Origin of the sequence: uncultured Psychroserpens sp. (assembly GCF_947501425.1) — a bacterium.
Taxonomy (GTDB): domain Bacteria; phylum Bacteroidota; class Bacteroidia; order Flavobacteriales; family Flavobacteriaceae; genus Psychroserpens.
The window spans coordinates 181351-194695 of sequence record NZ_CANMVN010000008.1; the positions used below are offsets into that span (position 1 = coordinate 181351).

A 13345-nucleotide genomic window follows, 5' to 3' on the forward strand; every position below is an offset into this window, starting at 1 on the left:
ATGCACATCGTAGGTTTTTTTAGTTAATCCTGTATTGATTTTTTATTTACTCAGCATCAACAACTCATTACATACAATCTCTGTCGTATAACGCTTTTGACCATCTTTGTCATCCCAAGAACGATTGGTAAGTTTACCCTCTATGGCAATTTCTTTACCTTTGGTAACATATTCCTCTACTACTTTTACAAGTCCACCTCTAACGACAATATTGTGCCAATACGCTCGTTCAACTTTGTTTCCATCCTTGTCTTTATAGCTATCATCTGTAGCTAGAGAGAATTTTGCCATTTTGTTTCCGTCTTCAAAGTTGATAATTTCTGGATCTTGTCCTAATCTACCAATCAACTGTACTTTGTTTCTAAGTGTGTTCATAATTTTAAATTTTAATGTTAAACAGTTAATACTATTGAACCTTCATTGATTCAACACTGCAAATATGCGACACCTTGCAAATTTTAGTCGGTTGTTACTTATTTAAAATCGTTTGTAAATGTTTGTAGTCGTTTGTAAATGGAAATTTGTACCTTTACAATGGTATGACATACAATATAAACAAAGCCATAGAGATATTAGCACAAACCCCTGAAACCCTGAAGTCTTTTTTAGGTCAACTTTCTGAGGATTGGATCTACAACAATGAAGGTGAACATACATGGAGCCCTTTTGATATTATCGGACACTTGATTCATGGTGAAAAAACAGATTGGATCAACCGACTTCAAATTATTTTATCCAATTTAGAAGATAAAACTTTCGAGCCTTTCGATAGATTCGCACAATTTCAAGCCTCTAAAGGAAAAACATTACACCAATTACTCAACGAGTTCGAATTCCTTCGGAATAACAACCTAGAAACCTTAAAACAACTCAACATAACCGAAGAACAATTACAATTAAAAGGCATCCATCCCGAGCTTGGAGAAGTCACCTTATCTCAATTATTAGCAACTTGGGTAACTCATGATCTGGGTCATATAGCACAAATCTCCAGAGTTATGGCTAAACAATATACATCTGAAGTTGGACCGTGGGTTGGTTATATTTCAATTTTAAATACATAAACTATGCAAAAAAAATGTCCGGAATGTGGTGAAAAAATAGTGGGTAGAATTGATAAAAAATTCTGTAGTGATGCTTGCCGTAACGCTTATAATAACGCGATTAATAAAGACAGCAAAAACCTTATTAGAAACACCAATAACCGATTGAGAAAAAATTACAGAATACTGGAAGAGCTCAATCCTGATCAAAAGAAAAAAGTATCCAGAGCTCGTATGGTCGAGAAAGGATTTGACTTTAATTACTTTACAAGTATTTACACTACAAAAGCCGGAACAATCTATTACTTTGTTTATGATCAGGGATATTTACCACTCGAAGGCGACTATTATGCTCTGGTGAAACGAGAAAGCTAAACGATGTAACGTTTTCAATATTTAGACTACTTATATTTTACAACCAAACTAACTTGCATGAGCACTCCCATCATCATTATTCTAATTATTTCCGCTATAGCCATTATTGCGTTTTTAGTCTATTACTATAATGAAAGGCAGGTGATCATAAGAACGCTTTCAAAAATACCTGTTAAACCTGCTTCTAGTTTAAGAACTAATGAACTCTCTAAAGTAAGCGGAAAAGCCTTGCATGTAAAAGAACCGCTTCTAGCACCTTACTCTCAAAGAAAATGCGTGTTTTATCAAATTGTTATTCAGCAAAAAGTAAGTAATGGTAAGAGTTCACATTGGAAAACTTTAGTCAAAGACGAACGTTTTCAGGATTTCTTTATTGATACTAACGGAGACTTTGTTATTGTAAAACCTACAAATGACCCAAGAAACTACATTAGTTATTTGGTAAAAGACAAAAAACAAACCTCGGGGACTTTTAATGACCCAACACCTCAATTTGAAGCTGTTCTAAGGCGCTATAATATTAGACCAGAAAACTTTTTTGGTTTTAATAAGCGCTTGCGTTACAAGGAAGGTGTTATTGAAATAGGCGAGCAAATTACTGTAGCCGGAATTGCAAAATGGAAAACATTAAACGAACCATTGCCTGAATATCCGTATTCTAAAATAGCTGAATTAGAAAGTAATGGTAATCAAAAACTAATCATTACCGATATTCCCGAAGTACTGCCACAAACCAGAAGGCGATAGTTATTTCCAGTTTTGCCCTTTCAGCTCAATAGCTGCTTTAAGAATATCTTTCTGGCTAATTTGTCCAACCAACTTCCCATTTTCAACAATTGGGAAACGACGAATTTTCGATTCTAAAAATCGATTTGCAGCATCAAATACATTCATATTACCATCAATGGTTTCAACATGTTTTGCCATTCTATTTTCAACTGTATGTTGTTCCATTGGCATATTGTAATATCTGCTTTCACTAATTTGCTTCAAACAATCTCCTTCGGAAATAATTCCTACCAGTTCATTGTTCGCATTAACCACTGGTCCTCCAGAAATTTTATTTTTTATTAATGTTTGAATCACTTCTTCGACAGTTTGCTCTGGTTTGAAAGTAATTAGATCTCGAGTCATAAAATCACTCACTTTAATTGCTACTGTTGTGTCTGCAGTATTTTGCTGCTTCCTTGCCCCTTGAAAACTTTTAATGCCCATAACCAATTTTTTTAGTGTTGAATTTAAAGTTACTGAAAATAAGTGAATTATACCAATACCAGATTCAGGGTAATAATTTGTAAATTTCGTATTCTTAAAAAACAGAACTTTGAGTCATAAAATTTGTGTTATTGGATGTGGATGGCTAGGATTTCCATTAGCAAAAAAACTTGTTGAAAGTCATTTTATAGTGCATGGCTCCACAACATCTTTTGATAAAATGGAGAAGCTTAAAAAGGCGAATATCATTCCTTTTTTGATAGAATTTACTTCGGATGGTATTCAAGGTGATATCAAAGCCTGTCTTTCAGGTTGCCATACACTTGTTTTAAATATTCCACCTGGACTGCGTAAGAATCCTGAAAGCAATTACGTTCAAAACATGAAACAGCTCATTCCACATATTGAAACATCTTCGGTTGAAAACGTACTATTTATTGGCTCTACTTCGGTTTATGATGACCAATACACTTCTCCTGTTATTACTGAAATGTCTAAAACTTCATCAGATCCAATTGCCTTAAAATTATTAGAAGTTGAAGCTCTTTTTCAGAATAATAAAACCTTTAAAACAACACTATTGAGATTTAGCGGACTCTTTGCTAAAGATAGACATCCTGCCACATTTTTATCAGGACGAAAAGAACTAAAAAATGGAAGTTCTCCTGTAAATTTGATCCATAGAACCGATTGTATTGAAATTATACTTTTAATATTAAAACAAAATATATGGAACATTGTCTTTAATGCTTCAACGACGCCTCACCCTTCAAAACAAGAGTATTACACAAGGGTATGCGAAGATATGGATATCCCAATTCCAGAATTCAAAACTGATACAGCAGATAAAGGAAAAATTATCAATTCTGAAAAGTTGGTACACCTTTTGAACTATGACTTCCAGGTAAAACTCTAATAATTAGCAGACTTTTAAGAATTAATGCCATTAATTTTTTTAGATTTGGCGCAATAAAATTAAGAAACTGATGAAAAAACTTATACTTCTTCTGGCAGTAGTAACAACATTTAATGTCTCAGGACAATCAAAATCTGAATTAGTAAAACATTTTGAAGCTTACTACAAACAAATGAAAGGGCAAGGTGATGTGCAAGGAGTGATCAATGCTATGACTCACCTCAATGTACTACAACCAAGTCAGGCTCGACTGGATACGCTAGCATATATCTATGCGTCTGAAGGTAGAAACCTTGAAGCACTTAACACTATTGGAATTGAAAAGAATCCAACAGATACTGATATGAATACTGAAGTCAAAGCAATTGCTTTAAAAGCACTCAATCAACCTGAACGCGCTATAGTATTTTATGAAGAATTATTTAAAAGAGATGCTAACTCTTATTTAGCTTATGAAATAGCTGATTTAAAAATCCAAATGCAAGATTTAGCTGGTGCAAAGGCAAAGATCGATTACGGATTAGTAAATGTTAAAGAGGATCAAAAACGTGGTTATTACGAATCGCAAAGACCATATGAAGTATCACTTAAAGGTGCATTGACATATTTAAAAGCTTTGGTTCTTTTTAATATGAATCAAACCGATAACCTAGATGCAGCAATTGCACTAATGGACGAAGCTCTCGCAATGGATGCTAACTTTAATTTAGCTAAATTGAGTAAGGACGCTTTACTAGCAAAAAAGACTGAGAAAAAAGAATAGTTTAAAAACAATTATACATAAAAAAGCACCCGATTTGGGTGCTTTTTTGTGTGATATAAATGGGTATTACCATATTCTTACACGCTCTTCTGGAGCTAACCACATTTTATCGCCTTCTTTAATATTAAATGCTTCATAGAACGCATCAATATTTTTAAGTGGCTGTATAGCTCTATAAATACCTGGCGAGTGAGGATCTGTTTTGATTTGAGTTCTCAACGCATCATCTCTGGTTAAAGTTCTCCAAACTGTTGCCCAGGACATAAAGAAACGTTGCTCGGCTGTAAATCCGTCAATATCATCAGGTCGTCCATTTTCAGCAAAATGTAATTGTAAACCATCATAGGCACCAAGAACACCTCCTAAATCACCAATATTTTCACCTAATGTAAATTTACCGTTGATGTATACACTATCCATAACTTCAATAGCACTGTATTGCTCAGCTAGAGCATTTCCTCGCTTAGTAAATTCTTCAAGATCTTGATCAGTCCACCAATTCTTTAGGTTTCCATCACCATCAAAACGTGCTCCTGAATCGTCAAAAGCATGTGAAATCTCGTGACCAATAACTGCTCCAATACCACCATAATTTACAGCCTCATCTGCTGTCCAGTTGTAAAAAGGAGGTTGTAAAATAGCTGCTGGAAAAACGATTTCATTATTTCTAGGATTGAAATATGCATTAACCATTTGTGGTGGCATTCCCCATCTTGATTTATCTACTGGCTCTCCAATTTCTGATAAATTTTTCTCCTTTTGCCAGTGACCAACCGCTAGCATATTTTCAGTAAAAGAATTACCTTCTTTTACTTTCAATTCAGAATAATCTTCCCACTCATCTGGATATGCAATTTTCACTGTGAATTTGTCTAATTTCTCTACAGCTTTCTTTTTAGTTTCATCTGTCATCCAATCTAACTTCTGGATTCTATTTTGGAAAGCTGTGATCACATTAGCAATCATTTTTTCTGCCTTTTCTTTTGCTTCAGGTGGGAACTTTGCATCTACATACAACTTACCAATAGCCTCACCAACAGTACCATCTACGGTTCCTAAAGCACGCTCATCTGCTGGACGCATTTTTTGAGCTCCATTTAAAGTCTTACCGTAAAACTCCCAATTTGCTTTTTCAATTTCAGTAGTTAAAAATCCTGCAGCGCCATTAATCGTACTCCAATCCATTAATGTTTTTATATCCTCTATTGATGTTGCTTGCAAGAAGTCGCTTAACGCAGCCATGTATGTAGGTTGCATCACATTGAGTGTTTCCATCTCTGCTGTAATCCCTAAATCTTTAACCATTTTACTCCAATCAATTGAAGGAGACATTTTTTGCAAATCCTCTAATGTGGTTGGATTGTTGTAATTACGAGCATCACGCATTGCTACTTTATCCAGTCTAGGCTCTGCTAATTTGGTTTCCATTTCTAAAACTTTAATAGCAGCCTTATCAGCATCTTCTTTACTGTAATTGATATATTGAAGCATTCTAGATACGTGATCTACGTATTGCTCTCTAATTTCTTTAGATTTTGCATCTTGATCCAAGTAGTAATCGCGTTGTAATCCTAAACCGCCAGGAAATACCCAAGCCATATTCATACTACTATCATTGAGGTTTGCACTAGACCCTATACCTGCAAAAGGTGCTGACACACCAATAGAAGTTGCAACAACAGTTTGCATATCATTAATATTCTTGATACCATCAATTTGATCTAAAAACGGCTGTAGTGGTTTTATACCTGCTTCATTTCTTGCCACAGTATCTAACTCTGTTTCAAAAATTAGAAGCGCTTTCTTTTGGTCTGTACCTTCTTCATACGTTCCAAGCTCCTTAGAAGTATTCATAATTTCAAGTACATCTTTTCTAGTATCTTTACGTAAAACACCAAATCCGCCCCAACGTGTTTCGTCTTCAGGGATTGTTGTTGTCTTTGCCCAATTACCATTAACGTAATTGTAAAAATCATCTTTCGGACTAACAGAAGTGTCCATGTTCTCGAGAACAATTCCAGGAATTTTCTCTGCCATGGCAATTTCTTCTTTTGGTTCTTCCTTACATCCTAAAAATGCAAAAAGCCCCAATACAGAAACCACCATAATACTTTTAATATTGGTTTTCATAATGTGTGTGAAAATTAAATTTGATTAAAATTAGTTATTAATAAGAAGCTTAAAAGCTCATTTTGTTACATATTAACAAAACATTAAGAGAAATAAATACTCGAAAAAACAAATTATTCTGATTTGATTACATTATTCTTTTCAAATTCAAATTTCTTATTAATTTGAAGATTAAGATTAGAAACAGCAACCAGAAGTTCCTTAATAGCCACTATTTTATTCTGTTTCTCAATATTATTAAGCCTTAATAAGCTATTTAATTTTTGTGCTTTTGTGTCTAATGCGGTTATTCTGGCTAGTATTTCATTGGTTTGAAGATTTACAGGCATTTCAGTTCTAAACTCAAGAAAAAATGTTTTTAGAAGCAAGCGCTCAGTACTAAAGAAATTCAAGTCTGCTTTCTTTAATGCTTCAATATGTGTAGTAAGCTCTTGGTATTTTTGCCAGTCGTTAACAGCCGTTTGAGAGTCTGCACTAAGTCCGAAATCAGCATATTTCAAATCAGAGATCTCTTTTTGAGTTATCGTTTTTGCATCAATCTGCTCTTGAGTTTCTTTAATAGCAGTAGAAGCCTTATCCTCATTACAATTGATTAGAAGTAAACAAAAACCAATATAAAAAAGCACATATTTTCGCATAATTATGACATCTTCAATTTGAGGTAAATATAGGCAAAGCGTATAAATCTGATACTCAATTAACAAAAATTAAAGAGTTGTTAATTTTACGTTTTTATGTTTTTTGTGGCCTTTATTCTTGTTATTTTTGAACTAAAGATCAAACACATATTTTTATGCCTAAAGTATTAATCATTGGTGCCTGTGGACAAATTGGTTCGGAGTTAACTTTTAAACTAAAAGAGATTCACGGTTCTGAAAATGTTGTTGCCAGTGATATTAATTACAACAATCTTGATGTTGTAAACTCAGGAATCTTTGAAATTGTTGATGCACAAGATTATAGTTCTGTTAGAGATTGTGTAGAAAAACATGATATAGACACTGTTTACTTAATGGCAGCTATGTTAAGTGCTACAGGTGAAAAATATCCTATGAGAGCTTGGGATCTTAATATGACATCACTTTTTCATGTCTTAAATTTGGCAAAAGATGGTTTCATAGATCACGTTTTTTGGCCTTCTAGTATTGCTGTTTTTGGTCCTACTACACCTGCAACAGAAACTCCTCAACATACCACCATGGAACCAACAACAGTTTACGGCATCACTAAACAAGTGGGAGAACGTTGGTGTGAATATTACCATAATAAGTATGGTGTAGATGTTAGAAGTCTTAGGTATCCTGGTCTTATCAGCTGGAAAACCAAACCTGGTGGAGGTACCACAGATTATGCCGTTGAAATTTATCATCAAGCTGTACAAGGTAATCCTTTTGAGTGCTTTTTATCTGAACATACTGAACTCCCTATGATGTTTATGGAGGATGCTATCAATGCTACTGTTAATATCATGAAAGCACCTTCCGAGACTATTAAAATTAGGTCGTCATATAATTTGGCTGCTATGAGTTTTACACCCTTGGATATTTCCGAAGTTATAAAAACACATATTCCTGATTTTAAAATCACTTACAATCCAGACTTTAGACAACACATTGCTGATAGCTGGCCTAAATCTATTGACGATTCTTCCGCAAGAGCAGACTGGAACTGGCATCATGAATATGATCTTGAAAAGATGACTACTGAAATGATTTCACAGTTGCGAAAGCAATACCAAGATTCAGAAATAAATTCCTAAAAACCCTGATGACATTTTTATGTGTTTAGAGATGTACCTGTAAAGAGGTATTAATCTAAACTGTATAAAATGAATTCAAAACTTATTCCCTTAGTTGTTACTTTAATTGGAGCCATTTGCTTTGGTGGAAGTTTCTTTATGTCTAATTCATCATCTGGTGATTTGGATGTAGACATTGATAAAACAGTATTTATAATGCCTGCAGCACATCGTGTTTATGGCAATCCAGATGCTTTGAACGGAAAATACCATGTATTATACTTGGCATAATTATAAGAAAAAAGCGTCATTCTAGTTAAAAACAGAGCTATCTGATTCACCTGTAGATATAACAGGTTAGTCAATATCATACAGTGGAAAAGTATAGTGCAATATTGTGCATTTTAAGCCTAAACTTTATATATTGCATGTATGACTAAATTCAAATTACTTTTTGTAGTTCTCTGTATGGTGTCATTGTCTTGCAAAAAAGAAGATAAGAGCATAAGTACACCTGTTTTTAATACTGAAGATTTAAATTCTGCTAACAGCGTATTACTTGAAAGTGTTATGGAAGACGCCTTTACACCTCCTGTTGCCAGTAGAATTTATGCGTATTCTCATTTGGCACATTACATCACATTGCAAAGCGTTGATCAAGATCAATTAATTGAGATTACTTCCAAGTTGAATGGATTAGATAATTTTGAAGTTCCTGAAATCAAGGATATCGATGCAAGACTTTCAGCATTACTATCGTTTTCTGCAATAGGTAAAAAACTTATTTATTCAGAGCAGTTCTTCGTAGATCACACAGAAGCTTTAAAAGACAAAGCTAAAGCTCGTGGTATTTCAGATGACATCATAAAAAATTCTGAAGCCTATTCTCAAAATATCACTAAACAACTCAGTGCATGGATTGATAAGGATATGTATACTGAAACACGAACATATCCTCGTTTTACCAGTACCAAAAAACCTGAAAACTGGCGAGAGACTCCTCCAGATTATGCAACAGGACTAGAACCACATTGGGATAATATTAGAACTCTAGTGATAGACAGTGCTAATGTGTATTCGGCAAAGCCACTACCTGCATACAGCACAGATAAAAATTCTGATTTCTACAAAATGGTCGATCAAGTCTATCAGGAATCTCTCAGGAAAACTGAAGAGACCGAAAAAATTGCTTGGTTTTGGGATTGTAATCCTATAATGACAGTACATAAAGGACATATGGTGACTACCATTCATAAGTTTACACCTCCTGGCCATTGGCTCAATATTGTTAATCAGATCACTCAAAAAGAACAGTCAAATTATTATACAGCTACAAAAGCCTATACATTCACATCAACTGCAATGTTTGATGCCATTATTGCTGCCTGGCATGTGAAGTATAAAACAGATTTAGTAAGACCTATTACATACATTCAGGAATATATTGATCCCGATTGGGAACCTGTTCTACAAACACCTCCATTCCCAGAATATACTAGTGGACACAGTGCTACTTCGGCCTCTGCTGCTGAAGTACTCACACAGGTTTTTGGTGATAATTATGCATTTACAGATCATACACAATTGCGATTTGGACTTGAAGAACGTTCGTTTAAATCATTTAGAGAAGCTGCAAATCAGGTCAATCTCAGTAGGTTCTATGGCGGAATTCACTATATGCAAGGTGTTGAAGAAGGTGGTAACCAAGGTGCTTATATAGCAAACCTTATATTAAAAAAACTACAACCATAATATGGTGCGACACGTAAGAGCTTTTATTGTATTTGGTTTTACAATACTGTGTTTTAATTGCAAAACAGATGAAAAGCATAGTACTACAGACTCAACAACTACGGAAGTAATAGACTCCAATGTTGAAACAGCTTTATTTGAGTACTTATCGCCATCTACAACCAATATTAATTTTAAAAATGAGATTGTTGAAACCGAAAATTTCAATATTCTGTTATATGAATATTTGTATAATGGAGGAGGTGTTGCTATTGGCGATATTAATAATGATGGATTAGACGACATCTATTTTTCAGGCAATGCTGTTGAAAATAAATTATATCTCAATCAAGGTGACTTTAAATTTAAAGACATCACAAATGATGCTCAGGTTAATGGTGGTTCTGGTTTTAAAACCGGTGTAACTATGGTAGACATCAACAATGATGGTTTATTAGATATCTATGTTTGTAAATCGGCTGTTAGTGAAGACGCATTGCGAAGAAATGTACTCTATATTAATAATGGAGATTTAACATTTACCGAAAGTGCTAAAGCTTATGGTCTAGACGATTCTGGGTATTCTGTACAGGCGTATTTCTTTGATTCTGATGGTGATAATGATCTTGATGCTTATGTTTTAAATCACTCCAGTGATATGCGTGAGTCTAATTCTTTAAAGGTGACTCAAAACGAAAACGGAGATATTGTCATGGCGACACCAAAATCTTTCGAAAATAGAACTGATAGGTTTTACGAAAATAAAGGCAACACATTTACTGACATTTCAAAACAAGCTGGTGTATTAAATGATGCCTTTGGTCTGAGTGCAGTCATTGGCGATTTTAATAATGATTTTAAACCTGATATTTATGTCTGTAATGACTATATGATGCCAGACAGACTTCTCATTAATAAAGGAAATAATAGGTTTGAAGATGATATTGAATCTTATTTTAGCCATACCTCTTTTTCATCAATGGGTTCTGATTTTGCCGACATTAATAATGATGGCCATTTGGATCTATTCACTTTGGATATGTCTCCTCAAGACAATTACAGGCGAAAAATGATGATGATGACCCAAAACTATGATAAGTACGAAAAAATGGTACAGTATAAGTTTGGTGTCCAATTCTCAAAAAACTCCTTACAACTAAATCTAGGTTCTGGGCAGTTTTCAGATATTTCTTTTATTGATGACCTGGCACATACCGAATGGAGTTGGAGTGCGCTTATGGCCGATTTTGATAATGATGGGTTAAAAGATATTCATATTACCAACGGTATCAAGCGAGATTTTACCAATAATGATTATTCCCGATTTGAAATGGATGGTCTTCAAAAGCAACTCAACGCTAAAGAAATCAATCTTAAACAATGGGTAGATCAAATTCCAAGTCAGCCAGTCTCAGCATTTCTATTTCAAAACACAGGAAATGCGAGATTTAAAAACGTATCACAATCTTGGAATAGTGGTACACCAAGTTTCTCTAATGGATCTGCTTATACCGATTTGAATAATGATGGGTATCTGGACCTTGTTGTTAATAATATCAATGAAGTGCCTTTTATCATGAAAAACAGAGGAAAAGAGCTTCTTCAAAATAACTATCTCACCTTAGAACTTGCACACCAAAAAGGACAAGTGAACATAGGAACTAGAGCTAATTTGACTTTATCTGACGGAACAGTTCTTACTGAATACTTCACACCAACACGAGGCTTCTTGTCATCTTCTCAACACAAGTTACATTTCGGAATTAAGAAAGAGCTCACTGCAGAAAAACTAGAAATCATATGGCCTGACAAAAAGGTTCAAGTCATTGAAAATCCTGAGCTAAATCAAATTCTTGAGGTTAAGAAAGCATCAGATACAATACTTAAATCACAAAAATCGAATGCCTTGTATTTTAAAGATGTTAGCGAAAAACTAAATGGTGATTTTACACATACTGAAAATAGTTTTATCGATTTTAAACGCGAAATTTTATTACATCATAAATATAGCGAGGAAGGACCAGCAGTGGCCATTTCAGATGTAAATGCTGATGGTTTAGAGGATATTTATTTAGGTGGTGCGCTTGGCTATCCAGGTAAACTATTTATTCAAACTACTGCAGGAGGATTCAAATTGAATACAGTATCTGACTTTGAAGCAGACATCATATACGAAGATACTGATGCCTTATTTTTTGATGCCAATGCTGATGGCTTTCCAGATCTGTATGTCGTTAGTGGTGGCTACGCTCATGCTTCTGGTTCTGAGAATTACAAAGACCGATTATATCTCAATGATGGTAAAGGTCAATTTACAAAAGCAAAGAGTGCCTTACCTGATATTTATGAAAGCGGAGCTGTTGTTAGAGCTCATGACATCAATAACGACGGTCAGTTAGATTTGTTTGTTGGTGCACGTGTTACTCCAGGACGTTATCCTGAAACACCTAAAAGTTACCTCTTACAAAATACCAACGGAATATTTACAGATGTTACTTCAGCGTGGTCTACAGGACTTTCAGATTTAGGAATGATTACTGATGCCGAATTTTCAGATATGGATAATGATGGTACTAAAGAATTGGTTCTTGCAGGAGAATGGATGCCAATTTCGATCTTTAAATTTATAGACGGTAAGTTTACAAATAATTCATCTAATTATAAGTTAGATAAGAAAATAGGTTGGTGGAGATCTCTTACTATTGGCGACCTCAACAATGATGGTTACAATGATATTATTGCTGGAAATTTAGGACTGAATTCATTTTTTAAATCCTCTAATACAGAGCCTGCGACGTTATATTACAGTGATTTTGATAAAAATGGAAGTGTTGATGCTGTATTATGTACTTATATTAATGGCGTGAGTTATCCTGTTCATAACAGAGACCGAATGCTTGACCACATAGTGATGCTTAAGAAACGGTTTACGCGCTATGAACCTTACTCCTATGCCACTATCACTGATATTTTTACTCCTGAAGAATTAAAAACTGCTAAAATATTGAAGGCAAATGATTTCCATCACACTGTATTTACAAACAAGAATGGGACATCTTTTAACGCTACTTCTTTACATAAAGACACACAAGTTTCAGTACTTAATGACGCTGTTATTTTAGATCTTGATAACGACGGAAAAAATGACATCATTAGTGGTGGAAATTTCTATGGCACTGATGCCGAATTTGGACGTTATGATGCATCTATTGGTTCAGTACTTATTAATGAAGGCAACTCTCAATTTAAATCTTTAGCTTCCAAAAAAAGCGGATTAAGTATAGGTGGTAATGTTCAGCATATAAAACCTTTTACTATTGGTAAGACCAATTACTTACTCATTGTTAGAAATAATGAACCTGTAAGTTTATTTGAACTGAAATAAAAAAGCGCCCTACACAAGGCGCTTTTAAAATGTTTTAAACTTATTTTAA

General features: G+C 34.3%; 13 protein-coding genes. 9 read left to right on the forward strand and 4 right to left on the reverse strand.

Annotated elements, in window-relative coordinates; translation table 11 throughout:
• Positions 1–42 precede the first annotated feature (42 nt).
• Complete coding sequence (locus Q0951_RS13510) at positions 43–375, reverse strand: single-stranded DNA-binding protein (RefSeq protein ID WP_299337773.1); 333 nt, start codon at positions 373–375, stop codon at positions 43–45.
• 164 nt (positions 376–539) lie between these two features.
• Between Q0951_RS13510 and Q0951_RS13515 the strand changes: the two genes are divergently transcribed.
• The 3 genes from Q0951_RS13515 to Q0951_RS13525 are packed head-to-tail and all read left to right on the forward strand — an operon-like array spanning position 540 to position 2165.
• Positions 540–1064 (forward strand): DinB family protein, encoded by a 525-nt coding sequence (locus tag Q0951_RS13515; protein ID WP_299337775.1) that lies wholly within the window; start codon positions 540–542, stop codon positions 1062–1064.
• Between the two features lie 3 nt (positions 1065–1067).
• Complete coding sequence (locus Q0951_RS13520) at positions 1068–1418, forward strand: hypothetical protein (RefSeq protein WP_299337778.1); 351 nt, start codon at positions 1068–1070, stop codon at positions 1416–1418.
• 57 nt (positions 1419–1475) lie between these two features.
• Positions 1476–2165, forward strand: a complete 690-nt coding sequence (locus tag Q0951_RS13525) for a hypothetical protein (protein ID WP_299337781.1) — start codon at positions 1476–1478, stop codon at positions 2163–2165.
• On the opposite strand, the gene Q0951_RS13530 is transcribed toward Q0951_RS13525, so the two are convergent.
• Complete coding sequence (locus tag Q0951_RS13530; protein ID WP_299337784.1) at positions 2166–2633, reverse strand: CBS domain-containing protein; 468 nt, start codon at positions 2631–2633, stop codon at positions 2166–2168.
• Positions 2634–2742: 109 nt separating this feature from the next.
• On the opposite strand from Q0951_RS13530, the gene Q0951_RS13535 reads away from it, so the two are divergent.
• The gene (locus Q0951_RS13535) at positions 2743–3549 is read left to right on the forward strand and encodes a hypothetical protein (RefSeq protein ID WP_299337786.1); all 807 of its coding nucleotides are present in this window, start codon (positions 2743–2745) and stop codon (positions 3547–3549) included.
• 70 nt (positions 3550–3619) lie between these two features.
• Positions 3620–4312, forward strand: a complete 693-nt coding sequence (locus Q0951_RS13540) for a hypothetical protein (protein ID WP_299337789.1) — start codon at positions 3620–3622, stop codon at positions 4310–4312.
• Positions 4313–4378: 66 nt separating this feature from the next.
• Here Q0951_RS13540 and Q0951_RS13545 read toward each other — a convergent pair whose 3' ends face one another.
• Positions 4379–6442 carry a M13 family metallopeptidase gene (locus tag Q0951_RS13545; RefSeq protein WP_299337792.1) on the reverse strand — a complete coding sequence of 688 codons (2064 nt, stop codon included), beginning with the start codon at positions 6440–6442 and terminating at the stop codon, positions 4379–4381.
• Between the two features lie 113 nt (positions 6443–6555).
• Positions 6556–7080, reverse strand: a complete 525-nt coding sequence (locus Q0951_RS13550; RefSeq protein WP_299337795.1) for a hypothetical protein — start codon at positions 7078–7080, stop codon at positions 6556–6558.
• Positions 7081–7235: 155 nt separating this feature from the next.
• Here Q0951_RS13550 and Q0951_RS13555 point away from each other — a divergent pair, with 155 nt between their 5' ends.
• The 4 genes from Q0951_RS13555 to Q0951_RS13570 all read left to right on the forward strand — a co-directional run bounded on the left by Q0951_RS13555 (position 7236) and on the right by Q0951_RS13570 (position 13296).
• The gene (locus Q0951_RS13555) at positions 7236–8201 is read left to right on the forward strand and encodes an NAD-dependent epimerase/dehydratase family protein (protein ID WP_299337798.1); all 966 of its coding nucleotides are present in this window, start codon (positions 7236–7238) and stop codon (positions 8199–8201) included.
• 69 nt (positions 8202–8270) lie between these two features.
• Positions 8271–8471: a hypothetical protein gene (locus Q0951_RS13560; RefSeq protein WP_299337800.1), complete on the forward strand. Its 201-nt coding sequence runs from the start codon at positions 8271–8273 to the stop codon at positions 8469–8471.
• A gap of 141 nt (positions 8472–8612) precedes the next feature.
• Positions 8613–9932, forward strand: a complete 1320-nt coding sequence (locus Q0951_RS13565) for a vanadium-dependent haloperoxidase (RefSeq protein WP_299337803.1) — start codon at positions 8613–8615, stop codon at positions 9930–9932.
• Position 9933: 1 nt separating this feature from the next.
• The gene (locus tag Q0951_RS13570) at positions 9934–13296 is read left to right on the forward strand and encodes a VCBS repeat-containing protein (protein ID WP_299337806.1); all 3363 of its coding nucleotides are present in this window, start codon (positions 9934–9936) and stop codon (positions 13294–13296) included.
• The last annotated feature ends 49 nt before the right edge of the window (positions 13297–13345 follow it).

Bases quoted from the DNA above. Each gene is read 5' to 3' on its own strand.
- Q0951_RS13565 (WP_299337803.1), top strand. From the start codon at position 8,613: ATGACTAAATTCAAATTACTTTTTGTAGTTCTCTGTATGGTGTCATTG.
- Q0951_RS13550 (WP_299337795.1), bottom strand. From the start codon at position 7,080: ATGCGAAAATATGTGCTTTTTTATATTGGTTTTTGTTTACTTCTAATC.
- Q0951_RS13525 (WP_299337781.1), top strand. From the start codon at position 1,476: ATGAGCACTCCCATCATCATTATTCTAATTATTTCCGCTATAGCCATT.
- Q0951_RS13540 (WP_299337789.1), top strand. From the start codon at position 3,620: ATGAAAAAACTTATACTTCTTCTGGCAGTAGTAACAACATTTAATGTC.
- Q0951_RS13560 (WP_299337800.1), top strand. From the start codon at position 8,271: ATGAATTCAAAACTTATTCCCTTAGTTGTTACTTTAATTGGAGCCATT.
- Q0951_RS13555 (WP_299337798.1), top strand. From the start codon at position 7,236: ATGCCTAAAGTATTAATCATTGGTGCCTGTGGACAAATTGGTTCGGAG.
- Q0951_RS13530 (WP_299337784.1), bottom strand. From the start codon at position 2,633: ATGGGCATTAAAAGTTTTCAAGGGGCAAGGAAGCAGCAAAATACTGCA.
- Q0951_RS13515 (WP_299337775.1), top strand. From the start codon at position 540: ATGACATACAATATAAACAAAGCCATAGAGATATTAGCACAAACCCCT.
- Q0951_RS13570 (WP_299337806.1), top strand. From the start codon at position 9,934: ATGGTGCGACACGTAAGAGCTTTTATTGTATTTGGTTTTACAATACTG.
- Q0951_RS13510 (WP_299337773.1), bottom strand. From the start codon at position 375: ATGAACACACTTAGAAACAAAGTACAGTTGATTGGTAGATTAGGACAA.
- Q0951_RS13520 (WP_299337778.1), top strand. From the start codon at position 1,068: ATGCAAAAAAAATGTCCGGAATGTGGTGAAAAAATAGTGGGTAGAATT.
- Q0951_RS13545 (WP_299337792.1), bottom strand. From the start codon at position 6,442: ATGAAAACCAATATTAAAAGTATTATGGTGGTTTCTGTATTGGGGCTT.